Origin of the sequence: Exiguobacterium sp. KRL4 (assembly GCF_001870785.1) — a bacterium.
Taxonomy (GTDB): Bacteria; Bacillota; Bacilli; order Exiguobacteriales; family Exiguobacteriaceae; genus Exiguobacterium_A.
The window spans coordinates 164,085-190,166 of the sequence record NZ_MOLV01000007.1; the positions used below are offsets into that span (position 1 = coordinate 164,085).

At 48.7% G+C, this 26,082-nt stretch carries 26 protein-coding genes and 3 riboswitches; of the genes, 11 read left to right on the forward strand and 15 right to left on the reverse strand.

The window, feature by feature from the left end; genetic code table 11:
* Nucleotides 1–61: 61 nt before the first annotated feature.
* Complete coding sequence (locus tag BLD48_RS06800) at nt 62–886, reverse strand: aldo/keto reductase (protein ID WP_071499533.1); 825 nt, start codon at nt 884–886, stop codon at nt 62–64.
* Nucleotides 887–1,028: 142 nt separating this feature from the next.
* Here BLD48_RS06800 and BLD48_RS16585 point away from each other — a divergent pair, with 142 nt between their 5' ends.
* Both BLD48_RS16585 and BLD48_RS06805 read left to right on the forward strand, forming a co-directional pair.
* Nucleotides 1,029–1,157, forward strand: a complete 129-nt coding sequence (locus BLD48_RS16585; RefSeq protein ID WP_143082924.1) for an iron-containing alcohol dehydrogenase family protein — start codon at nt 1,029–1,031, stop codon at nt 1,155–1,157.
* Between the two features lie 11 nt (nt 1,158–1,168).
* Nucleotides 1,169–1,504 carry a dehydroquinate synthase/iron-containing alcohol dehydrogenase family protein gene (locus BLD48_RS06805; protein WP_201723140.1) on the forward strand — a complete coding sequence of 112 codons (336 nt, stop codon included), beginning with the start codon at nt 1,169–1,171 and terminating at the stop codon, nt 1,502–1,504.
* A gap of 103 nt (nt 1,505–1,607) precedes the next feature.
* Here the strand turns inward: BLD48_RS06805 and BLD48_RS06810 are convergent, their stop codons facing one another.
* The 5 genes from BLD48_RS06810 to BLD48_RS06830 all read right to left on the reverse strand — a co-directional run bounded on the left by BLD48_RS06810 (nt 1,608) and on the right by BLD48_RS06830 (nt 5,339).
* A complete protein-coding gene (locus tag BLD48_RS06810; RefSeq protein ID WP_071499535.1) occupies nt 1,608–2,570 on the reverse strand; it encodes an EAL domain-containing protein in 963 nt (320 codons plus the stop codon).
* Between the two features lie 213 nt (nt 2,571–2,783).
* Complete coding sequence (locus BLD48_RS06815; RefSeq protein ID WP_236629962.1) at nt 2,784–3,017, reverse strand: DUF1294 domain-containing protein; 234 nt, start codon at nt 3,015–3,017, stop codon at nt 2,784–2,786.
* Nucleotides 3,018–3,065: 48 nt separating this feature from the next.
* Nucleotides 3,066–3,728 (reverse strand): TPM domain-containing protein, encoded by a 663-nt coding sequence (locus tag BLD48_RS06820; protein WP_236629956.1) that lies wholly within the window; start codon nt 3,726–3,728, stop codon nt 3,066–3,068.
* Nucleotides 3,729–3,799: 71 nt separating this feature from the next.
* Nucleotides 3,800–4,393 (reverse strand): LemA family protein, encoded by a 594-nt coding sequence (locus BLD48_RS06825; protein ID WP_071499538.1) that lies wholly within the window; start codon nt 4,391–4,393, stop codon nt 3,800–3,802.
* Between the two features lie 109 nt (nt 4,394–4,502).
* Nucleotides 4,503–5,339 (reverse strand): undecaprenyl-diphosphate phosphatase, encoded by an 837-nt coding sequence (locus BLD48_RS06830; protein WP_071499539.1) that lies wholly within the window; start codon nt 5,337–5,339, stop codon nt 4,503–4,505.
* Between the two features lie 171 nt (nt 5,340–5,510).
* Here BLD48_RS06830 and BLD48_RS06835 point away from each other — a divergent pair, with 171 nt between their 5' ends.
* Nucleotides 5,511–7,613 carry a heavy metal translocating P-type ATPase gene (locus BLD48_RS06835; protein WP_071499540.1) on the forward strand — a complete coding sequence of 701 codons (2,103 nt, stop codon included), beginning with the start codon at nt 5,511–5,513 and terminating at the stop codon, nt 7,611–7,613.
* A 267-nt stretch (nt 7,614–7,880) separates the two neighbouring features.
* Here the strand turns inward: BLD48_RS06835 and BLD48_RS06840 are convergent, their stop codons facing one another.
* The 3 genes from BLD48_RS06840 to BLD48_RS06850 form a co-directional block, all read right to left on the reverse strand.
* Nucleotides 7,881–8,693: a ZIP family metal transporter gene (locus tag BLD48_RS06840; protein ID WP_034770070.1), complete on the reverse strand. Its 813-nt coding sequence runs from the start codon at nt 8,691–8,693 to the stop codon at nt 7,881–7,883.
* Between the two features lie 69 nt (nt 8,694–8,762).
* On the reverse strand, nt 8,763–9,092 hold the full coding sequence (locus tag BLD48_RS06845) for a YolD-like family protein (RefSeq protein ID WP_026829334.1): 330 nt from the start codon (nt 9,090–9,092) through the stop codon (nt 8,763–8,765).
* Nucleotides 9,076–10,410, reverse strand: coding sequence for a Y-family DNA polymerase (locus BLD48_RS06850; protein ID WP_369825748.1), 1,335 nt, complete (start codon nt 10,408–10,410; stop codon nt 9,076–9,078). The genes BLD48_RS06845 and BLD48_RS06850 overlap by 17 nt, the downstream gene beginning before the upstream one ends.
* 199 nt (nt 10,411–10,609) lie before the next feature.
* Between BLD48_RS06850 and BLD48_RS06855 the strand changes: the two genes are divergently transcribed.
* Nucleotides 10,610–11,260: a pentapeptide repeat-containing protein gene (locus BLD48_RS06855; protein ID WP_071499542.1), complete on the forward strand. Its 651-nt coding sequence runs from the start codon at nt 10,610–10,612 to the stop codon at nt 11,258–11,260.
* Between the two features lie 60 nt (nt 11,261–11,320).
* On the opposite strand, the gene BLD48_RS06860 is transcribed toward BLD48_RS06855, so the two are convergent.
* The 6 genes from BLD48_RS06860 to BLD48_RS06885 all read right to left on the reverse strand — a co-directional run bounded on the left by BLD48_RS06860 (nt 11,321) and on the right by BLD48_RS06885 (nt 15,815).
* Nucleotides 11,321–12,076 carry an MBL fold metallo-hydrolase gene (locus BLD48_RS06860; protein ID WP_071499543.1) on the reverse strand — a complete coding sequence of 252 codons (756 nt, stop codon included), beginning with the start codon at nt 12,074–12,076 and terminating at the stop codon, nt 11,321–11,323.
* Nucleotides 12,077–12,144: 68 nt separating this feature from the next.
* Complete coding sequence (locus tag BLD48_RS06865; RefSeq protein ID WP_071499544.1) at nt 12,145–12,654, reverse strand: arsinothricin resistance N-acetyltransferase ArsN1 family A; 510 nt, start codon at nt 12,652–12,654, stop codon at nt 12,145–12,147.
* 142 nt (nt 12,655–12,796) lie between these two features.
* Entirely contained in the window at nt 12,797–13,336 is a 540-nt protein-coding gene (locus BLD48_RS06870) for a 1,2-dihydroxy-3-keto-5-methylthiopentene dioxygenase (RefSeq protein WP_071499545.1), read from the reverse strand.
* A gap of 15 nt (nt 13,337–13,351) precedes the next feature.
* Nucleotides 13,352–13,972, reverse strand: a complete 621-nt coding sequence (locus BLD48_RS06875) for a methylthioribulose 1-phosphate dehydratase (RefSeq protein ID WP_071499546.1) — start codon at nt 13,970–13,972, stop codon at nt 13,352–13,354.
* Entirely contained in the window at nt 13,969–14,628 is a 660-nt protein-coding gene (locus BLD48_RS06880; protein ID WP_071499547.1) for a 2-hydroxy-3-keto-5-methylthiopentenyl-1-phosphate phosphatase, read from the reverse strand. Before BLD48_RS06880 ends, BLD48_RS06875 begins: the two co-directional genes overlap by 4 nt.
* Entirely contained in the window at nt 14,625–15,815 is a 1,191-nt protein-coding gene (locus BLD48_RS06885) for a 2,3-diketo-5-methylthiopentyl-1-phosphate enolase (RefSeq protein ID WP_071499548.1), read from the reverse strand. Before BLD48_RS06885 ends, BLD48_RS06880 begins: the two co-directional genes overlap by 4 nt.
* A gap of 80 nt (nt 15,816–15,895) precedes the next feature.
* A riboswitch (SAM riboswitch) is annotated at nt 15,896–15,997 on the reverse strand.
* Nucleotides 15,998–16,204: 207 nt separating this feature from the next.
* A riboswitch (SAM riboswitch) is annotated at nt 16,205–16,307 on the forward strand.
* A 78-nt stretch (nt 16,308–16,385) separates the two neighbouring features.
* Between BLD48_RS06885 and mtnK the strand changes: the two genes are divergently transcribed.
* From mtnK to BLD48_RS06920, 7 genes are all read left to right on the forward strand, one after another.
* Nucleotides 16,386–17,555 (forward strand): S-methyl-5-thioribose kinase, encoded by a 1,170-nt coding sequence (mtnK, locus tag BLD48_RS06890; protein ID WP_071499549.1) that lies wholly within the window; start codon nt 16,386–16,388, stop codon nt 17,553–17,555.
* Entirely contained in the window at nt 17,552–18,601 is a 1,050-nt protein-coding gene (mtnA, locus tag BLD48_RS06895) for an S-methyl-5-thioribose-1-phosphate isomerase (RefSeq protein ID WP_071499550.1), read from the forward strand. The genes mtnK and mtnA overlap by 4 nt, the downstream gene beginning before the upstream one ends.
* Nucleotides 18,602–19,066: 465 nt before the next feature.
* Nucleotides 19,067–20,023, forward strand: a complete 957-nt coding sequence (locus tag BLD48_RS06900; RefSeq protein WP_071499551.1) for an AAA family ATPase — start codon at nt 19,067–19,069, stop codon at nt 20,021–20,023.
* The gene (locus BLD48_RS06905; protein WP_026830730.1) at nt 20,020–21,102 is read left to right on the forward strand and encodes a DUF58 domain-containing protein; all 1,083 of its coding nucleotides are present in this window, start codon (nt 20,020–20,022) and stop codon (nt 21,100–21,102) included. The genes BLD48_RS06900 and BLD48_RS06905 overlap by 4 nt, the downstream gene beginning before the upstream one ends.
* Nucleotides 21,099–23,171, forward strand: a complete 2,073-nt coding sequence (locus tag BLD48_RS06910; protein WP_071499552.1) for a transglutaminase TgpA family protein — start codon at nt 21,099–21,101, stop codon at nt 23,169–23,171. The genes BLD48_RS06905 and BLD48_RS06910 overlap by 4 nt, the downstream gene beginning before the upstream one ends.
* A 37-nt stretch (nt 23,172–23,208) precedes the next feature.
* Nucleotides 23,209–23,310, forward strand: a riboswitch (purine riboswitch).
* A gap of 128 nt (nt 23,311–23,438) precedes the next feature.
* Nucleotides 23,439–24,959 (forward strand): glutamine-hydrolyzing GMP synthase, encoded by a 1,521-nt coding sequence (gene guaA / locus BLD48_RS06915; RefSeq protein ID WP_034774346.1) that lies wholly within the window; start codon nt 23,439–23,441, stop codon nt 24,957–24,959.
* A 157-nt stretch (nt 24,960–25,116) separates the two neighbouring features.
* A complete protein-coding gene (locus tag BLD48_RS06920) occupies nt 25,117–26,049 on the forward strand; it encodes a tyrosine-type recombinase/integrase (RefSeq protein ID WP_071499553.1) in 933 nt (310 codons plus the stop codon).
* Nucleotides 26,050–26,082: the final 33 nt, after the last annotated feature.

Genomic DNA, 26,082 nt, shown 5'->3' on the forward strand with positions numbered 1-26,082 from the left:
AGGCTGACAGTCGTGTCAGCCCTTCACATAAGACGATGTTCACCATTACGTGAGCATCGTCTTATTTTTTATGCATCTCGTCCGGATTCGATCCGGTCCGTTCATCCCGGTTCAGCTGATCGATTTGCTTCATGTCATCAGACGATAAAACAAAATCAAAGACATCTAAATTTTCTTGAATCCGGCTTGGTGTGACGGACTTTGGAATCGCAATGATGTTGTGTTGCAGATGCCATCGTAAAATGACTTGAGCCGGTGTTTTGGCGTGACGTGTCGCGATGTCCGTGATGACGGGCTCCGTTAAGGCGTCGCGTCCTTTCATCAAAGGACTCCATGCTTCGACGACAATTCCGTTTTTCTGACAAAAATCACGAATCGCTTTCTGGCTCAAGAACGGATGCAGTTCGATTTGATTGACGGCAGGGACGACGGTTCCTTCTTCCAACACCCGTGTTAAATGCGGAATGTGGAAGTTGGATACACCGATGGCTTTGGTTTTGCCGTCTTGATACAGCTGTTCTAAAGCACGCCATGTCTCCATGTACAAATCTTCGTCCGGCATCGGCCAGTGTATCAAGTACAAATCGACATAATCGACACCGAGTTTTTGCAGACTTGTTTCAAAAGCGGCAAGTGTCTGCTCGTAGCCTTGATCTTTATTCCAAACCTTTGTCGTCAAAAAGATGTCTTCCCGCGGAATCCCAGAATCCTTTAAGGCACGCCCGACACCGGCCTCATTTTCATAAATCATCGCGGTATCAATCGAACGGTAACCTGCCCGTAAAGCTTCGAGCACGGCCTCGTAGACGTCTTGTTCAGGAACTTTAAAAACACCATAACCCAGTTGTGGCATGACAAGTCCATTGTTTAATGTGATGTAATCCATCAAATTTCCCCCTTTGGATAACAAATCTGTACTCATTTCAGTGTACGCCTTCCGTTACGGAAAATCGAATCAAACGAAGGGTTGAACCAGGGGACGGATTTCCGTACACTGAGCGTTAACAAATAATGGAATGAGGATAAGGATGATTCGTCAAGCGGTCTTACAATACATACACGAAGAACACGCAATGGACCGTCTAACGACATTGTTAGCGGGAAGAAAAGCCGTCATGATTCACAGGGAGAAGACGTTACAAGCTGCATCACCGTGAACTCCCAACACTTGGTCAAGACAATCATTCCACTAGCCGGTAGTGTCGGTGGATTTGGAGACGAGGCGACACGAGGGGCAATTGGTCATGGTGTCCACAATGCCTTGTCTCCGTTTCCTTCGATGCACCAGATTCTGCATGGAGGTAAAGTGGGGTATGGGCTGTTGATTCAAGAGCTGTTGCTCGGACAGGCGGAGTCCTATGTAGAATTGCAGCACTATTTAGTAACTAATCAGCAACCAACAACAAGTACAGAATTCGGCTTGACGGAGGATGAACGGGAAAAATTGGCGAAACGGATTGGTCAAGAAACACTTTGTCTCCCCGTACGATTCTGGCAACCTTAATGAAAAACAATCAACAAGCTGTCCACTCACGCTGATCCTGACAGCTCAAAACGTTAAAAAACAGATCCTGAACCCGGTTATTTGGGAGCAGGATCTGTTTTTCTTATTGTGCTTTAGCGAGTTGTTGATACGGGGCAGGGCGACCAAGAAGGTATCCCTGTCCGAAGTCAAATCCGAGTTCCCGGCAGAGATCCAGTTCTTCTTGACGCTCTATGCCTTCCGCAAGAATTTGAATACCCATCTCTTTTGTCAGATGACGTGCTTTTCGTAAGAAGGTTTCATTTTCCGCAATCGTATCGCAATGTGAAATGAAAGCACGATCGATTTTGATATAGTCCGGTTGCAGAAGCGACAACATATCAAGCGTCGAGAAACCGGCACCGACATCGTCAAGTGCCACTTGAATCCCTTGTTTTTTATATTGTTCGAAGACGTGTTTCAAATGGTTGACGTCTTCGATTTTTTCCGTTTCGACAACTTCGAACACGAGCCGGCTTGGGTCGACATTATACCGTTCGACGATCTCGAACGTATGGCGAAGACAGTACTCCGGATTGTAGATCGTTGAAGGAAGGAAGTTGATAAATGTCTTCTCCGTTCCGCCGACTAAATGGGTGGCACGAATGGCTTCCTCGCGAGCCCGTTGATCGAGTCGGGAATGAAGTCCCATCTTCGAAGCCGTTGAGAAGAGCAGGCCAGGTGACATCGAGACATTTTCATCAGCTGCCCGAAGCAAGGCTTCGTTGGCAAACAGGGTGTTGTCCTGAATGTTGAAGATCGGTTGCAAGTGACTTGTCATGATTCCATTTTGAATGAAATCGATTGTCTGCCGGTTGTGTAACTGCTCGAGTAAAGTAGAAGCAGCGAGAACCGGTGTGGCGAGTCGTGATCCGATTGCTCGACATGAGACCGGGAAGTCAGCAATACGTAAAGTGGCTGTCAGTAATTGTTCCAGCTCTTCAAAGGAAGCATAGGAAAATACTTCGGTTACAGGTGACTGGATATGTAGGGAACCAGTCTCGATAAAACGGATTGTTGTTGTACATTCGGCGCAAGGATGCCACATGAATAGGTGTCCACCTCTCTTATTTCAAATACACGGGATAAAGATGTATTTATTAAATTAGTTAAACTCTTTACCCGAAGATAATCTATATACAAACCTGATATCAAACATTTAGGTCTCCATTGACCAAACTAAAAAAAGAGACAGATGGATTCGTGGGATAACGAATCCATCTGTCTCTTTTATCGGCTGTTTGTTACATATTCTAAAGCATTACGACCGGAGCCATAATATCCAAATCGTCGCATGGAGTAAAATCGCGAGCGGGACGAACAATTGAAACTTCGCTGTCCGCGTTTTATGGCGGACAAGTTGCATCGCAAATAACGTACCAAGCGCCCCACCAAGGAAAGCAATCGTTAATAAAGTCGCTTCCGGTGTCCGCCATGCCCGTTGTTTCGCCTGACGTTTATCCCGCCACATCGAAACAAATCCGATCACTGTCATCACGCTGTAAAATAGAATGATACTCGAGAAAACTGTCATGCCAAGTCCTTACCTTTCTGCGCCGCCGCCGCCGGAACTACCCCCGCCGCCACGACTGCCTCCACCGCCCCCGCCACCACGCATGATGGCGGAGAAGATGTTGATGATCGCAAAGAAGAACATCCCGCCGGTGAACTTCATGTCAAGAAGCAGCAACAGGACAAGCCCGGCGCCAATCAAGACTTTTGCCCACGTACTTAAGCCACTGTCGTCACTTTTTTTGACGGGATCTTGTGATTCCAGCGATTGTTCTTTTGAGATGACGCTGACGACGGCTTTGTAGGTTTCGGAAGCCGCCTTACCATAGTCCCCTTGGTCGCGGTAGGGAACCGCATACTGGTCAAGAATTCGTCCGGCAGTGATATCCGTTAAGATTCCTTCTAGTTTATACCCGACTTCGATGCGGAAATTCCGGTCTTTTTCGTTTGGAGCGACGACGACTAAAATTCCGTTATCTTTTCCGGCTTGTCCGATGCCTTGTGCCCGGAATGTTTCGTTGGCGTAAGTGCTTAAATCTTGTCCTTTTAAATCAGGAACGGTCTTGAGGACGACTTGCGCCGTCGTATATTGTTCGAGTTCTTGACCGAGACGAGCGAGTTCGGCTTCTTCCGACGCGGTCAGCAGCTGGGCATCATCTTGGATGAAGAATGCTGCGCCCGTGCGTTCTGACACGGCTTCGGCAGTCGGAGTCAGAAGGAAGAAAACGAGGAACGCGGTAAAAATCAAGCGCGTTCTTCGCCAAATCATTTCGATTCACTATTGAAGTCGACCGTTGGGTTTTCACGGTCACTATCTGAGATTTCATAATATGGTTTTTTCTCAAAACCAAACGCCGAAGCATAAAGAGAAGTAGGGAAACTACGACGTTTTTTATTGTAGACGGTCACGGCATCATTGTAATCCTTCCGTGCAATGCCAAGACGGTTTTCAGTTCCTTCCAGTGTATCCATCAATGATTGGAACCGTTCACTTGATTTGAGTTCCGGGTATGTCGTTTGTAAGGCAATCAACCCACGCAGCGAAGTGGTGACTTGCTGATCGGCTTCAATCCGTTGTTCCGTCGAAGCAGCGCGGGCAAGACCGGCTTGGGCTTCCGCGATATCGCCATAAACTTTTTGTTCCTGACCGGCGACGCCTTTGACGGTTTCGACCAGGTTCGGAATTAAATCTGCCCGTCGTTTAATCTGATTGTCAACTTGCGACCATTTGTTCGAAACGTCTTCTTCGACGTTAACGAGGCTGTTGTATTGTCCGATTGCTAAAAAGGCAATGAGGACAACCACTGCAATCCCGATGATGAGAGGTAATTTGGATCCTCCACGATTTCTACGTGCCATAAATTCGTTCACTCCTTTTTCTGTATCTCCTCTATCTATACCCTAATCACTTTCAATTAGTTTCATAAAAATGAAAAAAACCATCAGCGTCTGCTGACAGTTTTCAGGATTACATGTAGACGATGACGGCGAGAATCGTTGCTAAGACCAGACGATAGATCGCAAACGGGACCAACTTGATTTTGTTGATCAGTTTCAAGAAGAAACGAATCGACAGTAAGGCGAATACAAATGAGGCGATGAAGCCGACGATATAGAAGCTAAGGTGATCGATTTCGATATATTGCCAGTTCTTGACGAGTGATAATGCACTTGCGCCAAACATGATCGGAACGGCCATGATGAACGTAAAGTCAGCCGCTGTCCGGTGATTCATCCCGAGGAACACCCCTCCGGAAATCGTCGAACCGGACCGCGAGAACCCTGGCCAAAGGGAGATACATTGGAAGAGACCAATCAGAGCCGCTTGGCGGTATGAAATCTGATCGAGTGTCGTTGTTTTTGGTTCTTTCGGTCCAAGTTTATCCGCTGCGATCATCAGGATCGCACCGGCTGCGAGACCGATGATGACGGTATCGATCGAGAACAGGTTCTCGTCGATGAAGTCTTCAAATAATAAACCAAGGACGGCTGCTGGCAGTAAACCAATCAGGACGTGACGTAATTTTAATTTGTGTGTCCCAGACGCATCGTGTTCGCCTTCGATCTTATAAAGTCCAATCAAACTGAACAACCGTTTCCAGAAGACGACGATGACAGCTAAAATCGATCCAAGCTGAATGACGATTTTAAACGTATTCGCAGAATACTGACCTAAGAATTCTGACGTTTGGAGCCACATGTCATCGACGATGATCATATGTCCGGTTGAGGAAACAGGCGCGAATTCCGTCATCCCTTCGACGAAACCGAGTAAAAGTGCTTTAAGTAATTCAATGATAGTCATGTTATTCTCCTTCTATATTTTACTATCTAAAAACATATCACGTTTTATTCTTCTGAGATAGAACTAATCGAAATATCGGGCGCAAGTCTGAGAGAAATATCACTTGTTGAAGGGGCAAAAAGGGAGTACACTAAATCTATAATCAAACAATCGTTTGAATGAGGTGGAAAGATGGAATTAAAAACAGAACGTCTTCATATTACAGGAATTGATTGTGCCAACTGTGCCGCTAAAGTCGAACGTGGTGTCGCAAACGTCAATGGAGTCGAACAAGCCGATTTAGATTTCGCTGGTCAAAAACTTTATCTGACGTACGAAAAAGAAGCGGCGTTAGACGAAACCTATCAAGCCGTCGTTAATCGAATTCAAGAACTGGAACCGGATGTGTTAGTCATTCGGCCTGATGAATCGGAGGGAGAGGATGCACCTGGTCATCATCACGACCACGGACCATTCTTGAATCGGACGAAAAAAATCCAATATGGTCTTGGTCTGCTCTCCTTTGCGAGTGCATATCTTGTCCCAGGATCAATTGACCTTCTCTTTTTTGCGATCGCGTACTTCTTAATCGGGTGGGATGTTCTTCGAACAGCCGTTAGGAATATCCGGCACGGACAAGTGTTTGACGAGAACTTCCTGATGGTCATTGCGACGGTCGGCGCCTTTTTGATTGGCGAATATCCGGAAGCGGTCGCTGTCATGTTGTTTTATCAAGTCGGTGAATTTTTCCAGCATCGTGCCGTCGATCAATCTCGGAAATCGATTGCCGAACTGATGGATATCCGACCGGACATTGCGACGCTCGAAGATGGACGACAAGTCCGGCCTGATCAGGTCGCGATCGGTCAACGGATTCTGGTACGGGCAGGTGAGAAGATTCCGCTCGATGGAACCGTTCTTGAAGGGGAGGCCTTCATCGATACGATGGCATTGACCGGAGAATCGGTCCCGCGACGTGTCCGACCGTCCGATCCGATTCTAGCCGGGACGATCAATACGGACGGCCATCTGTTGATTCAGGTCGATCGACGGTACAGTGAGTCGACGGTCGCTAAAATTCTCGATTTAGTTGAAAATGCGTCACGTCATAAAGCACCGACGGAAAAGTTCATTACACGATTTGCACGGGTCTACACACCGATTGTCGTCGTGATTGCAACACTTCTTGCCATCGTGCCGCCACTCGTCATGAACGGAGCAACGTGGAACGACTGGATTTACCGGGCGCTTGTCTTCCTGGTCATCAGTTGTCCGTGTGCGCTCGTCATTTCGATTCCGCTGGGCTTCTTTAGCGGGATCGGTGCCGCTTCAAAACGCGGTATTCTTGTCAAAGGCGGAAATCATCTCGAAGCGTTACAACAACTGGATACGGTCGTCTTCGATAAAACGGGAACATTGACGGAAGGTGTTTTTGAAGTCGTCGAACTGCATGCGGTTGGTGGGTCGGACGAAGAACTGTTGCAGGCGGCTGCGACGGTCGAACAACACTCGAATCATCCGATTGCGAAATCCATCCAACGCCTGTACGCGACACGTGGTGTCGTCACGGTGATGGGACAAGATTACCGGGAAGTAGCCGGATCCGGTGTCGTCGGACGGTTCGGCACGGATCAGATTCAGGCGGGAAATGCCCGGTGGTTCAAAGAAATCGGCTTGACGCCACTCGATCAGACCGAAGACGGGACCTATGTGCATGTTGCCCGAAACGACAGCTATCTTGGATATATCCGGATTGCCGACCGTATTAAAAATACGACGATAGAAGCCTTACGCGAACTAAAAACACTCGGGATTCGCCAAACAATCATGTTGACCGGGGACCGGCGGGAAACGGCGGAACGGATCGGACAGCAAATCGGGATAACGCAAGTAAAGGCAGAACTGTTGCCGGATCAAAAAGTCGAACAACTCGAAGCAATCTTAGATCAAGCAAAAGGACGGGTCGCGTTTGTCGGTGACGGAATCAATGACGCACCGGTATTGACGCGGGCGGATGTCGGGATTGCGATGGGTGGACTTGGAAGTGACGTCGCGATTGAAGCAGCGGATGTCGTCTTGATGACGGATGAACCGAAACAACTGGTCGAAGCGATTCGGATTGCCCGGGCGACACGCCGGATCGTCTATCAGAACATCACGTTTGCACTGGGTGTCAAAGGAATTTTCTTATTGCTTGGTGCCTTTGGTGTTGCGACGATGTGGGAAGCCGTTTTTGCCGATGTCGGTGTGACGGTCCTTGCGGTCTTAAATGCAATGCGGATTTTACGGAAATAAGAATGGATGGGCTGACTCAAATAGGAATCACTCATCTTTTCATGCCCGTTCCTCAGGCGAGACACAAGCCAGTTTTCCCGCCTCATTCAGGCAGGAAAGCGGGTCTTGTTTGTCTCTGACAGCGCAAAAATGCGCTTTTTCCTGTAGGAGTAGCATGAAGAGAGTGATTTTTATTTAAATTCAAACGAGAAAAGGGTGGCAGAATTATAATCTGTCACCTTTTTCTTTGTAGAGACTGACTTTAGAGTCGTCCCATTCTATATTGGATTATCCGAGTGCCACATCGAGAATCATCATGACCGTGAAACCGACCATCAGACCAAGTGTTGCCAAGTCTGAGCCGTTTTCAGCCTGCGATTCGGGAATCAATTCTTCGACGACGACGAAAATCATCGCGCCGGCAGCAAATGCCAAGGCATACGGCAAGAGCGGCTGAATGAAGAAGACGGCAGCAGCACCGACCATGGCAGCAATCGGTTCGACGATCGCCGACAATTGTCCGTAGTTAAAGGCACGCCGGCGTGACATGCCTTCTCCACGGAGCGGAATCGACAAGGCAGCCCCTTCCGGCATGTTTTGAATCCCGATCCCAAGTGCGAGTGTCAAGGCACCGGCAACGGTCGCACCGTCCATGTTCAAGGCGGCGGCACCGAAAGCGACCCCGATTGCGAGTCCTTCCGGAATATTGTGGAGCGTAATCGCGAGAAACAGCAATGTCGTCTTTTTCAGACCGGTCGAAGGACCTTCGGCTGTTTCGAGTGGAGCGGATAAGTGCAGGTGAGGGGTCACAAAATCGAGAAGGCGGACAAAGAAACCGCCTGCCAGGAAGCCGATTGCGGCCGGCAACCAGGCAATCCCGCCGTCTTTTTCCGTAAATTCAATTGCCGGAGCAAGCAATGACCAAAACGAAGCCGCAATCATAACACCGGCTGCAAAGCCGAGCATCATATTCATGACCCGTTTTTCAATCGTTGTAAAGACGAAGACAAGTGCGGCTCCGAGTGCCGTTAATCCCCAAGTCATCATGCCGGCAAGCAAGGCTTGCACGACGACCGGAAGTCCGGTAAACCATTCCATCATACAGATCATTCCTTCTTTCAATCCCAATTCGTAAGATAAGTGCGTGAGGCATAACAGCTTCTGTCTCTTCTACCCGTTTTCAATCCGAATGATTCGCCCGAACGGAATTTCAATCAATGATGATCCGCGCAGCACGAGATAGGCTCGTTCACGATGAACCTGCTCGATGAAACCGGATGTCGTGACATAGCCTCTTTCACTATAATACTTGATTTCAAGCTCTGTTCCTTCTATTAATGCCTGTTCGAGTAAGAACTGCCAGGGATATTGCAATTGTTCATCGATTGCAGGAAGGTCGATTTGATGTTTTTCGAGATAATAGGCTTTGAGCAGTTGAATGTGTTCCGGCATCAAAAAGGGAAGCCATTTAAGGTTTCCACGGTCACGATAACGTGTCATGCTGCTCACCTCCGGGATGGCCGCCGACGAACCGGAGCCGGCGTTTGGCGACACTTGTATCGAGGAAGGACACAGCGAGCCGGATCGTTCCTTTTCCGTAACGTAAATTGACATGGTCGATGGCTTTTAATAACCGTTTTCTGCGCCAGACCTTTGTATTGTCTTCAAATAAGGACAATTGAAGTGTTCCCTGATCCGGGGTGAGTTGCCCGAGGGCGACCGATAAAAAGCGGACCGGTTCACCGTCGAGCCAATTCGGTTCGAACAATTGGAGGACGTAACGCAACAACAGCCGTTCATCAGCGGTCGGATAAGGCAGGCGGAGCTGTTTCGAAAAGCCATCCCGGGTGACATAGCGGGAGTAGCGAACGCCGAGATGCACCGTCCAACCGACTTGATTAGAAAAACGGACCCGTGCCGCGACATTGCCTGCTAATTCGGCCAGAACTAAACGAATCTGTTCGTACTGGTAATAATCGCGCATTAAAGTAACCCTATGTCCGATCGTTCTTGTGGCATCCGGCGCAGTCTGAAATAAGGCCATCGGATCAATGATGGTCGGAGAACTGTCGATTCCCCAGGCATGATGCCAAAGTTCTGCCCCAAGGACTCCGAACCGTTCATGCAGATCTTCGACCCGGGCTGCGGCAAGGTCGCCAATGGTGTTGATGCCCATTACTGACAAGTGTTGTTCCATCATCCGTCCGACGCCCCACATTTTGCGAATCGGAAAATCGTGCAGCAACCGGGAAATATCGGCGTAGCCGCATCGGGCAATGCCTTCGCGTTTTCCACGTAAATCGAGGACAAGTTTTGCGATGACATTGTTCGGACCAATCCCGATCCGGACCGGAATGCCGGTCTGATACCAAATCGCCGTCTGGATTTTCCGGGCCGTTTCAGTGTCCGATCCGAAAAGTCGTTCCGTTCCGGTCATATCGATAAAGTTTTCGTCAATCGAATAGATCCGGATCGCGTCGGGAGGTGCAAACTGATGCAAGACATCCAGTACTTCGATTGATGTTTTCATATATGCGAGCATCCGCGGTTCGACGAGCATAATCTGTTTCCGTTCACGATAAGGCAACTGCTCAATTTGATAAAGACGACTAGCTGTCTTAATACCAAGTTGTTTTAAGGCGGGACTGGCCGCAAGAACAACGGATCCGGACCGATGAAGGTCGGATACGACAGCAAGTTTTGTCGTCAAGGGAGGCAAATTTCGATAACGGCATTCACAACTGGCGTAAAATGAGACACTGTCGATGCAGAAAATGCGTCGATCCGGAAAGGGGCTGGCAGGATACACGGCAAACACTCCTCTTTAATTAAAAGAACGTTTGTTCTTATTTTTGATTTGACTATACCATGGTCTCAATCGGTCTCAAATTTAAAATCCAAAAAAGAGTCAATCCAGTTCATGGTGGGAAGAAGGAGATGGACGGCAACCGATTGTCTGCCAATCTTTGATACACTAGTGAAGGCAGAATTAGTGCAAAGGGAAGAAGGGGAAGTAAATGAAAAAGCAATTGATGATTCAGTTACCGGAGTTACCCGGTCGGTTAACGGAGGAAACGTTTGCGGACGTCGAGATCGACGACCCGTATCTGTATCAAACACTTTACGAAAAAGAGACGCTCCCAATCGAGTTGACGGAACGTTTGGATGCCAATCAAGTCTGTTTTCGGAATGTCTCGTTCGCGGGTCTCGTTTTTGAACGGGCGACGTTTGAAAACGTTCGGTTTGAACAGTGTGATTTGACGGGCTGTCAATTTCAGGACAGCCGTTTCCACCGGGTCGTCTTTGAGGACTGTCGTTTAACCGGCGTCCAATTTGAAACGAACACGGTCGATCATGTGACGGTAAAAGGCTGTCAGGCGAATTATATGCAAATCGTTCGAACAGCGTTACGTCATGTCTCGATTGAACAGACGGCGATGCGGGAGAGTCATTTTTTCGAGATGAAACCAACCGATTTGCGACTGAACGATGTGGAGTTGACGGAAAGTCAATGGGTCGAGACGGCATTAAAAGGACTGGATCTGCGGCAAGCCGATTTATCCGGAATCACGATTGATCCGCGTTTCTTACCAGGTGCTATCGTCACGGAAAGCCAGGCCATCACGTTTGCCCGGTTACTCGGACTCGTCATTCCAAGTCACGATTAACGGTCAACAAAACGAAGTCCACTATCCCAAGTATTACCGGGACAGTGGACTTCGTTTCGTTTAGAAGGAAATGGTTTCGCCGTCATCCGGAATGAGGAAATGAGCGGACAGATGATGGGCAGCCAAGAAATCAGCAATCATGTCACGACGCAGAAGACAATGATTGACGGATTCGAGGTGAGAGACAATGATCGTCGACTCAGCGGCTGCTTGATGAACGGCGAGTAAATCACGCTGGGACATCGTAATCGGTTCCCCGGTCAAGAATTGTGCAGCACCGCTGTTGACGATAATGATATCGGGCGCATGTTGTTCGATCGCAGTCGCGACGTCATCACACCAAATCGTATCACCGGTGATATAGAGTGTCGGCTCGTCGGGGTGCGTCAAGACGAGACCGGAGACGGTGCCCATCCGTTGACCGATTTCGCCGACTCCGTGTTGACCCGATGTATGAGAGACGCGGATATCACCGAGCGTCAGTCCGTTTTCAAACGAAGAAACGTTTGTGAATCCGGCTTCGCGGATTGTTTCTGCGTCGGACTCATTTTGAGCATAAAGCGGGATTTGTTTCGGCAACACTTCTTTTGCTGTCTCATCAAAGTGGTCAGCATGCAGATGCGTCACGAAAATTGCATCGGGATCAAGTAACGTTGAGACGTCGACCGGCAAGTCGACGAGCGGATTTGGGACGGCGTTTGGCGTTTGACCAAACGGCGGTAAGGTTCCTTTTTCACCGAGAAACGGGTCAATTAAAAATACTTGATTGGCATAGGTGACGACGAGTGTTGCATTACGAATCTGTTGAATATCCACGGGCAGTCTTCCTTTCGGGTTGGGAATGTTTCACTGTTCGTTCATTTCCCATTCGAAAGCCGGACTAATCATATCTGATCGTCAATCGTTTTCGGAAGCAACTTCTCCATCGCCAAAACATCGACATAATATCCGTTGAGCATCCCTTGTTCCTTAAATGTCCCGACAATCCGGAATCCCGACCGGATATAGAGTTTTTGACCCAGCTTATTAAATGGAAACGTAAACAGGATCAATTTGTGGAATCCGTGCGTAATCGCATGTTCTTCGATGACCTGTAACAGCTGACGGCCGATGCCTTGTCCGCGGTGGGTCCTTGTGATGTAGACCGATAATTCACCGACCGATTGATAGACGGGGCGCGGGTTATAGGGGTCAAGTGAGATGAAGCCAAGAATCGTTGTTTCTTCATACGCCACAAATCCGGCATACCGCGTTGTCCGTTCCTGATACCAGTCTTCCATGAAGGATAATTCCTTTGTATCCGTTTCAAGCGTTGCGATTCGGTCTTCGATGCCTTCGTTGTAGATGGCGAGGATGTCTTCCAAATCAGCTTTTTGGACAGGGCGAATCATCATACACGTGACCTCCAGTTCAAATGAGTCTTTTCTTCATTATATAGGAGGAAACGAAAACAAGCGGTATGTTTGTAGGATAGGAATGGAGCAGAAAAAAACAGACAGCCGGATGGTCCGGACCGTCTGTCTTCAGGATGTTTCCTCAGTTCGTAGTTTCAAGCGGATCTTTTTCATAAATCGGCACCCACCCATCCGTCGTCACGAAAATCCGGACGGCAACGACTTTGCGATCGTCCTGGAGCGTGAAGTAATGACGTGTATTGACGGGAACGGAAATCAAATCTCCGGGGTTCAGTTCAATGTTGTAATAGCCGACTTCGTCATCCTGGATTGCAAACACACCGTGACCGCTGACGATGAACCGGACTTCGTCATCCGTATGGTGATGCTCCTTTTGGAAGTTGACGAGCAATTCATCCAAGTTCGGTGTTGCATCGGACAGCGAGATGATATCAGCCGTTTGATAGCCGCGACGTTCCGAGACGTCCGTGATTTCCGGTTGGAACGTATCGAGAATCGTTTGTTTGTCCGCGTCCGTCAACGTATAGGTATCGACCAGTTCTGCGGGAAGCTTCGACACATCCCATTGTTCATACAAGACACCACGTGAAGAAAGAAAAGCAGATACCTCGTTTTGATCCGTATACCGTTCGTTTGTCTTTTGGAAAAGTACTGTTGCCATTTTAAATTCCTCCTTTTAATGAATCGCCTGTCGGCACGTTTGTAGTTTTAACGTGTAGCTGAACAAAAATTCAAAGGCTTCCAACTGTTTTTTCGCTTCAAAGGCAGTCTGTGCCCAGACGGTGATACCGTGATTGCGAATCAGGACGGCGCCGCTTTCCGTTTTTACATGCTTGGCAAACACTGCGGTAAGAGTCGGGATATCCGCATGGTTCGCAATGATTGGCACACGGACTTCCGCATCTTCTTCCCAGCGGCCAAGCGCCTTGATGATTTCCTGACCGGTAAACCGGATTTCGCCACGGTCTCCGTAGAGTTCCGAAATGACATTGTTGTCGACGGTATGGACGTGAAGCGAGCAGCCGGCCGTCGTCCGGTTAAACACTTCGACATGAAGCAAAGTCTCGGCAGACGGGCGTCCGTTTTGTTCGCCGATCAATTGACCGGTCGCATCAACATGGACGAAATCGTCCGGCGTGTCCTGCCGTTTATCTTTGCCGCTTGCCGTCACAAGAAATTCTGTCGGACTGCTGTTCGTCCGAATGGCGAGGTTACCGCTCGTACCGGGAAACCAGTCGCGTGCAGCGAACTCCTGCTTGATCGCTCGGAGTTCTTCGTATCGTTTCAAAAATGTCATGCATGCACCCCCGTTGTCTGCAGATGATCCACAATGTCGTAAAACGTTTCAAACGGCATGTACGGAATACCGTGCTGTTCGCACAGCGTAATCAGATAATCACGGGCGTAGACATGATCCGCCTGCTTTGCCAGTTCGAAATCCGTCACGGAGTCACCGATTGCGATGATCGTGTCACCGTCCTGCTTCAGCTTCCGGGCGATTGACGTTTTACAACAGCCGCATTGATTTGTACAGGCCGCATCGCAAGCGTGTGGCCACACGATTCGAACCGTTTCCTGGCTGAAGTCACTGCCGTTGCAGTAAATCGCTTCATCTGTCAGTAAATCGGCAAGAATCGGCTGGACAAAAAAGTCGATCCCGCCGCTGACGATGGAAAAGTCAATCTCGTTTGATTTGGCAAAGGCGAGTAAGGTGTCGAAGCCGGGACGAATAACCGCCCGTTTCGTTAAGAAATCAATGTAGTCTTGTTTTTGACTGGACGGAAGCAGCTGAAACATCTGTCCGACGCCGGACTGGATCGAGAGCGACCGGTCGAGCACACCTCGTTTTAACGGTTCAAATTTTTCCGGCGGAGCGAACTCCTGCATCAAGGCGATGATATTATCGTGCTCCGTTACCGTTCCGTCAAAGTCACATAAAATCCGGATCGTCATTTCGTGATTCCCCAAGCATCGAGGGCGACACGTAATTCTTCCTGACGGGTTGCAGCATTCGTCAAGGATTCACCAGTGAGTGCCGCATTGAGCGCTTGACGGAAAGCTATTACTCCGGCAGCAGCACCTTGCGGATGACCGTGAACACCACCACCGGCGTTGATGACGGAATCGGTACCGAAATCACGAACGAGCTGAGCGACGAGACCGGGATGGATTCCGGCCGACGGAACCGGCAGAATCGTTTTTGTTTCACCGATTCGGGTCGCTTCGACGGCGATTCCACGGGCTAAGTCTTTGGCGAGCGCCACATTCCCGTAAGGCGACGGGAACAACGTCAAATCGGCACCAGCGAGTCGCGGTAACGTCCCGAGTAACACGGGAGCGGAAATCCCGTAATCAGGACTTGCGATCAAGGCACCGCTTAAGGCCGGGTGATTAAAGATTGGAACGGAAATGTCCGGATCAGCAGCTAACTCGCGCAGGACATCGAGTCCGTATGTAAACGTGTTGAGCAGGAAGGCCGTCGCACCTGCTTCAATCAAACGTTTTGCCTGCTCTTTCAAGCGGAAGACCGGACCGCTCAACGTAATCGCATAAAGAGCCCGTTTACCGGTCTGTTCATAATGTGCATCGAGAACTTCTCGTCCAATCCGTGCCCGGTCGAGTGCCGGTGTCAACGGATTGTCGTATAAAATCTCATCATCTTTGACGAGATCAATCCCACCGGCAAGCTGGGCTTCAAGTTGTTCCCGTAAAAAAACGAGGTCCCGTCCGATGACGCCTTTAAATATGCTCATCAACAGGGGCCGGTCATGGACTTGGATCAATTGTCGGACCCCCTCGACGCCGAATTTAGCGCCGGGAAAATCCGATGTGAACGTAGCGGGAAGCTGAAGATCCGTCAGTTTGATTTGACCGTCGAGCGACAGCTTGCCGAAGACGGTCGTCAAAATCGCCGAAAAGTCCCGTGAGACGTTGTGTTCCGGATAACGGATCGTGATATAACCTTTTCCGTCGTGCTCTTCCGTATGGACGACTTGTCCTTTAAAGGATTCAAGCTGTTGTTGTTCCAAATGATTCAAATCGGTCCATGAGCCGACCGTCAGACCGAGGGCGATTTGCTCTGCCCGTTTTGGTAACTGATCGGTCACGCCGAGTTGGTACGTTGCGGTAATGTACGCCATGATCGTCGTCTCTCCCTTGTTAAAAAATACAAAAATGGTCCCTCGTCAATGACAAGAGACCATGAAGAATTACGCGTGGACTCTTATCTGTCAGCGTGTTAGCTGCAAGAATTAGCACCGTGCCAAGTGGTCGGTTGCTGCGACATCGTAGGGCTCGTCCCTCCGTCTGCTCTTGATAAGAATTGGATGAAATTGTGAAATCTAATTGCAATTTTTACATGAGATGACGGACTTGTCAAACTAAATTTTGAAAATTTATTTTTTTGAAAATACTTCTTCTATAGACGGTTCCGTTTTTTAAGCCGTTTCACTAAAAATTGGAATTGACAGACAACCAACCGCGCACGTAGTATTCAAATCAACATCAACCACACGACAACTACATATGACTCTTATCGTGAGTTGGCAGAGGGAATTGGCCCGAAGACGCCGCAGCAACCGACCATCCGGCACGGTGCTACATCCAACAGACATTCGTCTGAGAGATAAGAGGACGGAGTATTCTACTGCGCCTCTTTTCTTTGACGAAAAGGGGCGTTTTTTCGTGTGATCATCAAGGGGGAAATCATAATGGGATATCAAGCATTTACAGTACAGGACGCGATTGAACGGGTTCGGACACTCGGTCTGATCGGCAATGAACTGGTGACGGCAGAAGAAATCGGGGACGGCAATTTAAACCTGGTCTTTCGGATTCATGCGGGGGACCAGCACCTGATTTTAAAACAAGCGTTACCGTATGCGAAGGTCGTCGGTGAAAGCTGGCCGCTGTCGCTCGAGCGGGCATGGATCGAACAGTCAGCGTTAAAAGAATTCGCGAAAGTCGCGATTCCGTTCGTCCCGCGTGTTTATCATGCCAGCAAAGAAGAAGCCTTTACGGTGATGGAAGACTTGTCTCATCTGACAATCGTCCGGGCTGGATTGCTTGAGGGAGAGAAGTATCCGTTGCTCGCGGAACACATCGGTTCGTATTTGGCACGGACGCTCTTTTATACGTCGGATTTTGCCCTCGGCCCGGTCGCGAAAAAACAGATCGCCCGTCAGTACTACAATCCGGATCTGTGCGACATCACGGAGAAACTGATCTTCACGGATCCGTTTTATGACGCGGAAACGAATGCGATTGAAGCAGGACTGGAAGCGGAAGTCGACCGGGTCTGGAACGACGCGGAGCTGAAACGGGAAGTCGCGAAGCTCGAAGCACTTTTCATCACGAAAGGTGATGCCTTGCTGCATGGCGACTTACATACCGGAAGTATTTTTGCTTCAGCCGATGAAACGAAAGTCATCGATCCCGAGTTCGCGTTTTACGGACCGTTTGGGTTTGATGTTGGTCAGTTCATCGCGCATCTGTTTTTTGCCGCTTATCCGAACTATGACCAGTTGCGCGAGGAACGGATCAAGGACATCGATACGTTTTGGCTGACGTTTGCGTCGACGTTCAAGGCGTTGTGGGAGCGGGAAGCAGTGGAACCGTTCCGTTCAGCGGACGGTCTCGTCGAGGATGTTCTCAGTACGATTTTACAAGACGCGCTTGGATTTGCCGGATGTGAATTGATCCGCCGGACGATTGGACTGGCACTGATCGCGGACTTGGAACAGATTGCCGATCCGACCGTTCGTCTCGAACGGAAACGCCATGCGTTACGCCTCGGTGCTGCGTTGATCAAACGCCGGACGGAATGCAAGACGTTTACGGATCTGCGGAACTTTGACGTGACGGAGGAACTCAGCCGATGAGTCAATTCGTTCAGAGCATCATCTATGAAAATGGGACGGTGACGATTTTGGACCAAACCCGTCTGCCGCAAGAAGAACGGTATGAAGTGATCCAGGACTTGGCGCAAGCGATTGACGCCATTAAACAACTTCGTGTCCGTGGGGCACCGGCAATCAGTTTATTTGGTGGTTTTATCCTGGTCCAAGAAGCGTTCCGTCGGACGACAGGACCGCTTGACGAGGTGAAACAGGAACTGTTGACGGTATCGGCACAATTACTGGCAACCCGGCCGACCGCCGTCAATTTGCGGAATGTACTCGACGAACTGAATCAGCTCATCGTTTCGGCAACGACGCTTGCGGAACTGGCGAAACGTCTGGAACAAAAAGCACTGGCGCTTTATGAAGCGGATGCCAAGACATCCCGGCAAATCGGTATTCATGCGCTAGAATTGTTCCAGTCCGGTGACCGGGTGTTGACGATTTGTAATGCCGGATCGATTGCGACAGCGGCTTACGGGACGGCACTTGCTCCGTTTTATCTAGCGAAAGAACAGGGGATTCCGCTCGCCGTTTATGCGTCGGAAACCCGTCCGTTACTGCAAGGGGCACGTTTGACGACATGGGAACTGCAACGAGCAGGGATTGACGTGACATTAATTACCGACAACATGGTCGCCCATACGATCAAAGAAAAGAACATCACTGCCATCATCGTCGGTGCTGACCGTATTACGCGAAACGGCGATACGGCGAACAAAATCGGCACGTTCCAACTGGCGTTACTGGCCCGTGCTTTCGGGATTCCGTTTTATGTCGCCGCACCACTTTCGACCTTTGATTTTACGAGCTTGTCGGGAGACGAAATCGAAATCGAAGAGCGGGCAACGACGGAAGTGACGCAGTTTGCCGGACAAGTGACGGCGCCTGCAGGTGTACCGGTCTTCAATCCTGCTTTTGACGTGACACCACACGAATTGATCACGGCAATCATCACAGAACTTGGGGTCATCGAACAACCATCTGTGGAAACGATTGAACAAACGCTTGGATTAAACACGATTTAAAACAGACAGGGATTCGTGTTAATTGATGTCGAATCGCGTGTTAGCTTACGTCCTTGCCGGATGTTTGCAACACATATTACCGGTTCCGAAAAAAATAATCAAAAAAACAGGTTTAACTTAGAATAGAATCGGTAATATTCAGTATATGAAAGGATGGTGATGCACATGAATGATTATCAATGTATAGGGAACGATCGCATGTCGCTTCGAAAAGAAGAGGATCACCGGACTTAACGGACGCAACATGACAATCGACACGAAGTGATTCGTGTTTTACGTGCAAATTGCACGGCGCAAGAACGGTTTACGATATGTGATCGTTCCTGAAAGCAGGAAGGGGGAGTCGCGAACAGCGACCCCCCTTTTGTGCGTATTCAGCTACCCTATGCCTTTAAAAGCAGACATGGATATGAGATGATATAAGAAGTCAGAAAATTCAACTACTAAATAGCAAGGGGCCAGACAATGCGAACCTATACAAAGGAGATTCAAGCGATCATCGACAACGTAGAAAAAGTAATCATCGGTAAAGAAGGTGTGATTACACAATCTTTAGCAGCGTTACTTGCCGGAGGGCACGTCTTGCTCGAAGACGTACCAGGTGTCGGGAAAACGATGCTCGTCCGTGCATTTAGCCGTTCAATTGGTTTGACATTTAAACGTGTTCAGTTCACACCCGACCTGCTGCCGTCTGATTTGACGGGAGTTTCCATGTATAACCAAAAGACGAGCCAGTTCGAATACCGACCGGGTCCTTTGATGGGAAACATTGTCCTGGCGGATGAAATCAATCGGACGTCACCGAAAACGCAATCGGCCTTACTCGAAGGGATGGCGGAAGCCAATGTCACGGTAGATGGAGAAATTCACACGTTACCGAATCCCTTTTTTGTCATGGCGACCCAAAATCCGATTGAACACGAAGGCACGTATCCACTTCCGGAAGCGCAACTCGATCGCTTTTTGATCAAGGTCAAGATGGGATATCCCGACTTCCAACAAGAGATGAAATTGCTGACACGCTTTGAACGGGATGAACCAATCGATACACTGCAGTCTGTCATCACGCGGGATGAATTGTTACGGATGAAAGAAGCCGTCAAGGACGTCCATGTCTCCCAGCCCGTCAAAAAATATATCGTCCATCTCGTACAAGCGACACGAACTCACGGATCTCTGTATCTTGGAGCAAGTCCTCGTTCATCGATTGCCTTGATGAAAGTAGCGCAAGCGTGGGCGTACATGGAAGGACGATCATTCGTCTTACCGGATGATGTCAAAGAATTATTGACTCCCGTCCTTTCACACCGTCTGATCTTAACAGCGGATGCCCGGTATCACGGGCAGACAGCCGATCGTATCCTGGAACAAGTGAAAAAAGAAGTCGCCGTACCGATTCAACAAGACGTGGAGTCTTTATGACACGATGGCAAATCGGTTGGCGTTACGCCGTCTTGCTGTTCACAGTCCTCTCCCTCTGGGTCTATGCCCGAATTGACGGTGGGAATGTCGCTTCCTTGTTAGTGTATGTCATGGGAGGATTGACGATCTATTGGACGTTATTTTTAATCTGGCCGGTCACACAAGCGATTGCGACGCGTGAAGTGTCGAATAAGATGTTGGTTGCTGGGACCGATATTCCGGTCTCGCTCAAAGTCCGGCGGAAGTTTCCATTTCTTGTCGGATCTGTCGAGGTCAAAGAGGTCGTTCCAGCGGAGTTAAGTGAAGAACAACTGGACATTCGACATCCGCTCCGGGCCCATTACCGAAAAATCGAACACATTGAATACCTGATTCCGTCGATTCGCCGTGGGCTGTATCAAATTCCCGGTTGTGTGATCGAGATTCGAGATCCCTTTGGGTTGTTCATGCGTAAAAAACTGTATCCGGTTGAGACGTATCTGGCGGTTGAACCCGCTCGTTTAGCAGTTCAACTCCCACATGAAGACGACCGGGGAGACGGTGGGATTTCACCCGTCTCGCTTGATTTACGCCAGTCATCGTTTACCGTCGTCGGCGTAAGAGAATACGTCAGCGGGGACCGGATGAATCAGATTGATTGGAAAGCGACCGCAAAACGTCAAGGATTGATGACAAAAACGTTTGAACGGGAACAGGAACGGGAGACGACGATTGTGTTTGATGAAGGAACCGTCAGTGATGATGATTTTGAACGCAGCATCTCGATGCTGGCTGCCGCGACGGATCAACTCAACAAACGGCGCTTGAATTACCGGATTCATTTGGTCGGACATGGTGTCCAGTCGTTATCCTTACCACTCGAAGGCGCGAAACTGACCCATTATCTGATGACGGCTCAACCGAGTCGGACACGGTCGTTCATCGAGTCGTGGGAATACTCTTCGAAAGCGCTCCGACTAAACGGAAACGTCCTCTTCATCACACCTGACCTCGAATCCAACAATGAAATATGGATTTCAAAAGTCCGGCAGGAAGCGACCGTTCATGTCTACACACCAGAGAGGAGGGGCGATCAATGATACGAAGATTGATCTGGAATTTACTTGCCGGTCTCCTGTTCGCCAGTTTCATGCCACCGCTGCTTGAGTTGACGACGTTCGAAAGTGTCGTCCCGTTTCTTCCGCTCTTGCTGACGCCGCTTTTGTTATCACATGTCCGCCGAAGTTGGTTTTTACTTGGGAGTCTACTGGCGTTACTCATCTCTTTTTATTTCATCTTGATCCCGGGCGAAGCACCGTGGAATCTGTTTCGTGAAATCGCAAGGGACATCAATCGAGTCATCAATGGTGAACTTCCGGGGCGAGCGGCCTTTGCCTTCTCGATCGGACTGATCAGTTTTCTGATCGGGTATCTTGCACGACGGACCTTTCCGAATCGTGGGTTCGTGTTTGGTCTTGCCCTTGGTGTGATTGGTTTCATTGCCTATTGTGATACGTGGACCGACTATTCGGGTGAACAGTTTATCCTTTATCCGATTGTCCTTGCCATGCTGCTGTTATATGCAACAGAGGTCAGTGAGCGACCAACCGCATCTTACGTCCGACCGCTGAGTGCGTTATTGATCATCGGAGCCACCGTGGTGGCGGCCGTTCAAAGTCCCGTCATCACCGCGACATGGCAGGATAGTTGGTATGACTGGACAGACGGATTTGAAGGTGAAGGGACATCGTCGAGTGCGATTCAAAAAGTAGGGTACGGCAACAATGACGAACAGTTGGGCGGTCCGTTTCAGATGGACGACCGGGAAGTGTTCCAAGTCGAAAGCGAAGGCAGTCGTTACTGGCGGGTCGAGACAAAAGACATCTATACCGGAAAAGGCTGGGTGTCATCCAAATCAGAACCGGAAATTGATTCACGAGGATTTTTCTCGAATTTCGGTGACGAAGTCGAGACGCGACAAGAACGGGCGACCTTCGAGTTATCTCGCGAACTTCCCTTTGTGCCGTACAACGGTGACAATGTCCGGTTGAGGGTGGATGAGCAACGACAAAATCTGTTGATCGATCCGGAAAACCAAAAGGTGTCTTACCTGGATGACGCGGAACGGCAACAAAACTATCAAATTCAATATACGTATCCGTTGTTTACAGAAGAAATTCTTCAAACGGACGAACCGATCACGTTGTCCGAGATGGAGCAAGACCGTTACTTGCAATTACCGGATAACCTGCCGGACCGGGTCCGTGATCTTGCGACAGAGATCGTCGCGGATGAGGACCGTCCGTGGGATAAAGCAAAAGCGATCGAAAATTATTTTGAACAGGAGAATTTTGAATACAATACGGAAGAAGTCGCCGTACCGAAAGAAAATCAAGATTACGTCGATCAATTTTTGTTCGAGACCAAACTTGGCTACTGTGACAACTTCTCGACGTCAGCGACAGTCCTACTCCGTGCCGCCGGTCTACCGGCCCGCTGGGTAAAAGGATTCACCGGAGGCGATTCGGATGTCATCGGGGCTGCTGTGACGAGTTACACGGTCCGCAATAAAAATGCCCATTCATGGGTCGAAGTGTATATCGAAGGTCCGGGTTGGGTTCCACTTGAGCCGACGGTCAGCTTCGACGGTGCGGGACAGTATACGATCAACCAGGAAACAAATAACGAAACCGATCAAGCGAATCCGCAGCGTGACACGGAAACGGACACCGAGACGGCGACGCCAGAGCGACCGCAAGAAAATCTGTTGGACGAAGAACAAACGACGACAACGACGCAAAGCGAACAACAATCGATTCCTGTTTGGCCGATTGTCGGTCTGCTTGTTGGTCTTCTGTTCCTTTATCTGTTCCGGAAACCGTTGATCCGGATGGCCGCGATTGTATTCTTCCGGAATCAACTCAATCGTCCGGAAGGGTTTAAACGGATGTACCGGTTCTTGTTACGCCGTCTCGATAAACAAGGATTTCACTATAAAGACGGGCGAACGCTTGCTGAGCTGGCGCATGAGGTCGACGGTTACTATGAGACCTATGCGATGCGACCACTGACCGATGCCTATGAACGAATGGTCTACGGCGGCGAATCGTTATCAACCGATAAAAAACGCGAATATTTCGAAAATATCATTCGGCGGATAGAGGGTTGATATTTTCGAATTGATACAGGTACAATGGGAACAACGTAAATCATACATGCATCTCCTTTGTATATACTCGCGAATATGGCGTGAGAGTCTCTACCGGGTCACCTTAAACGACCTGACTATGAAGGAGCAGACCCTTCGTATACACTTTTTGTGAAGCGGCCTGCTCTTTTTCCATTTTCTTATGGGGGAAGAGTGGGCTTTTTTCATCGGGTTACGCATGAAATTGGAAAGGCGGGAATAGATTTGGAAGCACATTTGGACCAAGAAATGATCCTCGTCCTCGACTTTGGAGGTCAGTACAATCAATTGATCACACGCCGCATCCGTGATCTCGGAGTTTACAGTGAACTGCATTCGCATAAGATCACTGCAGCAGAAGTGAAAGACATCGCACCAGCCGGTATCATCTTCTCAGGTGGACCACGAAGTGTCTACGCAGAAGACGCCTACCGCTGTGATCCAGCAATCTTTGACCTCGGCATTCCGATTTTCGGAATCTGTTACGGTATGCAATTGATGTCGCAACACTTTGGTGGAACGGTCGAACGTGCCGGACACCGTGAGTATGGGAAAGCGACATTGACACTCAATGATCCATCACCTATGTATGCGAACCTTCCACTCGAACAAACGGTTTGGATGAGCCACAGTGACCTCGTCACATCGGTACCAAACGGATTTGTCGTCGATGGAACAAACGTCTCATGTCCAATTGCTTCGATCAAGAATGAAGAATTGAAAATGTACGGCGTCCAGTACCACCCGGAAGTCAACCACACGATGTTCGGAAAAGAATTGTTGAAAAACTTCTTGTTCGAAGTCTGTAACTGTACAGGCGACTGGTCGATGGGGAACTTCATCGAAGTCGAAATCGCGAAGATTAAAGAAGAAGTCGGGGACAAAAAAGTCCTTTGTGCCCTTTCCGGCGGCGTCGACTCGTCAGTCGTCGCAGCACTCATTCACGCCGCAATCGGGGATCAATTGACATGTATGTTCGTCGACCACGGTCTCTTGCGTAAAGGGGAAGCCGAAAGTGTCATGAAGACATTTGCGGATCACTTCCACATGAACGTCATCAAAATCGACGCGCAAGACCGCTTCTTGAATAAGTTAAAAGGCATCTCGGATCCGGAGCAAAAACGCAAAATCATCGGAAACGAATTCGTTTACGTCTTCGACGAAGAAGCGTCGAAATTGACGGATATGGACTTCCTTGCGCAAGGAACGCTCTACACGGATATCATCGAAAGTGGAACGGATACGGCGCAAACGATTAAATCACACCACAATGTCGGTGGATTACCGGAAGACATGCAGTTCAAGTTGATTGAACCGATCAACACGTTGTTCAAGGATGAAGTCCGTGCACTCGGAAAAGAACTGGGTTTGTCTGACGAAATCGTTTGGCGTCAACCGTTCCCGGGACCAGGTCTCGGTATCCGTGTCCTCGGTGAGATCACAGACGAGAAACTCGAAATCGTCCGTGAATCAGATTTCATCCTCCGCGATGAGATTAAAAAAGCCGGTCTTGAACGCGAGATTTGGCAGTACTTCACGGTCTTGCCACCACTTCGTTCAGTTGGTGTCATGGGTGATGAGCGGACATATGACTATGCAGTCGGAATCCGTGCTGTTACGTCGATTGACGGCATGACGTCGGATTGGGCACGCATCCCGTGGGACGTGCTCGAGAAGATTTCAGTCCGGATCGTCAACGAAGTCCAGAACGTTAACCGCGTCCTGTACGATGTGACGTCGAAACCACCTTCAACGATTGAGTGGGAATAAGTACTGATTTGCTGAGGGGAATCGTCTCATGAAGCCTGTCGTACCAACGCTTTAAAGGGGATAGGTGAAATGAATTCCGTTTCACCTTCAACAATTATATTTAAAAATGAAGCTCTCTTTTGTTCGCATTATTTGTGAATGAAAGGGGGCTTTTTTCGTGACTAAAATCATGGAACTGTTGGATGACTTTAAACTAAACCAACAAATTCAAGGGAGGAGACCACGATATATCGAGATGTGCATCTGGCGATTGATGAGATGGAAGGACTTTATACAAGGAGATTTTGGAGTGGAGGAAGTCGAGGATATACGAGCTATACACGTGAAACGGTATATTCAGTATCGTCAGCAACTTGGACAAGAAAAAGCGATTACAATCAATAACAATATCGCAACGTTAAGGGTTTTCTTTAACTATTTGGTAGAGGAAGAGTTCATCGAGGATCTCGCTAATCCGATGCGACGAATCAAAAGTTTGAAAGAGGAAAAGCGAGTAATCATAACGTTCAATGACGACGAAGTAAAACGAATCATTACTGATGTCGAAGAAGAAACTTATTTTAATGTCCGAGATAAGCTTATTCTCATCATGCTGTTTGATACAGGTGTCCGAGTTTCAGAGTTGGTTGGCATTAAAAACAAGGATGTCTCATCCAAAGCGATACTAATCCATGGCAAGGGATCGCAGCAGCGTCTTGTGTACATCAGCAAAACGATGCGCAAGTATATGCGTCGCTACGAAGTGTTAAAAAAAGAGCGATTTCGATGTAAAGAATCAGATGAGATGGAAGAGTACTACTTGTTAGATCAATCCGCTACACAGTTACATCGCTCCAGTATAAACAAAATCTTGAAAGCTCACTGTAAGAATGCTGGAGTACGTAAGGAAGTACGTTGTTCACCACATGATTGCCGTCACTACTTTGCTCAAAAGCAATTGCGTAATGGAATAGATATCTATAGCTTAAGTCGTTTGATGGGGCACTTTGATACGCAGATGACGTCTAAATACTTGAGAGGACTGGAACAGGACAGCATTTTAGAAATTGGTAGGATGTACAGTCCACTTAATGATTTCAAAATCAAATAAGTTTAGTTAGTAACTTGCATATATTTGAAAAAC

Coding starts and splice junctions, on each gene's coding strand:
- guaA (WP_034774346.1), top strand. CDS start 23,439: ATGATCCTCGTCCTCGACTTTGGAGGTCAGTACAATCAATTGATCACA.
- BLD48_RS06905 (WP_026830730.1), top strand. CDS start 20,020: ATGACACGATGGCAAATCGGTTGGCGTTACGCCGTCTTGCTGTTCACA.
- BLD48_RS06865 (WP_071499544.1), bottom strand. CDS start 12,654: ATGATGATTCGCCCTGTCCAAAAAGCTGATTTGGAAGACATCCTCGCC.
- BLD48_RS06825 (WP_071499538.1), bottom strand. CDS start 4,393: ATGGCACGTAGAAATCGTGGAGGATCCAAATTACCTCTCATCATCGGG.
- BLD48_RS06800 (WP_071499533.1), bottom strand. CDS start 886: ATGGATTACATCACATTAAACAATGGACTTGTCATGCCACAACTGGGT.
- BLD48_RS06900 (WP_071499551.1), top strand. CDS start 19,067: ATGCGAACCTATACAAAGGAGATTCAAGCGATCATCGACAACGTAGAA.
- BLD48_RS06870 (WP_071499545.1), bottom strand. CDS start 13,336: ATGGCAACAGTACTTTTCCAAAAGACAAACGAACGGTATACGGATCAA.
- mtnK (WP_071499549.1), top strand. CDS start 16,386: ATGGGATATCAAGCATTTACAGTACAGGACGCGATTGAACGGGTTCGG.
- BLD48_RS06875 (WP_071499546.1), bottom strand. CDS start 13,972: ATGACATTTTTGAAACGATACGAAGAACTCCGAGCGATCAAGCAGGAG.
- BLD48_RS06910 (WP_071499552.1), top strand. CDS start 21,099: ATGATACGAAGATTGATCTGGAATTTACTTGCCGGTCTCCTGTTCGCC.
- BLD48_RS06855 (WP_071499542.1), top strand. CDS start 10,610: ATGAAAAAGCAATTGATGATTCAGTTACCGGAGTTACCCGGTCGGTTA.
- BLD48_RS06830 (WP_071499539.1), bottom strand. CDS start 5,339: ATGACTATCATTGAATTACTTAAAGCACTTTTACTCGGTTTCGTCGAA.
- BLD48_RS06840 (WP_034770070.1), bottom strand. CDS start 8,693: ATGATGGAATGGTTTACCGGACTTCCGGTCGTCGTGCAAGCCTTGCTT.
- BLD48_RS16585 (WP_143082924.1), top strand. CDS start 1,029: ATGATTCGTCAAGCGGTCTTACAATACATACACGAAGAACACGCAATG.
- BLD48_RS06880 (WP_071499547.1), bottom strand. CDS start 14,628: ATGACGATCCGGATTTTATGTGACTTTGACGGAACGGTAACGGAGCAC.
- BLD48_RS06835 (WP_071499540.1), top strand. CDS start 5,511: ATGGAATTAAAAACAGAACGTCTTCATATTACAGGAATTGATTGTGCC.
- BLD48_RS06810 (WP_071499535.1), bottom strand. CDS start 2,570: ATGTGGCATCCTTGCGCCGAATGTACAACAACAATCCGTTTTATCGAG.
- BLD48_RS06845 (WP_026829334.1), bottom strand. CDS start 9,092: ATGACACGTTATCGTGACCGTGGAAACCTTAAATGGCTTCCCTTTTTG.
- mtnA (WP_071499550.1), top strand. CDS start 17,552: ATGAGTCAATTCGTTCAGAGCATCATCTATGAAAATGGGACGGTGACG.
- BLD48_RS06815 (WP_236629962.1), bottom strand. CDS start 3,017: ATGACAGTGATCGGATTTGTTTCGATGTGGCGGGATAAACGTCAGGCG.
- BLD48_RS06885 (WP_071499548.1), bottom strand. CDS start 15,815: ATGGCGTACATTACCGCAACGTACCAACTCGGCGTGACCGATCAGTTA.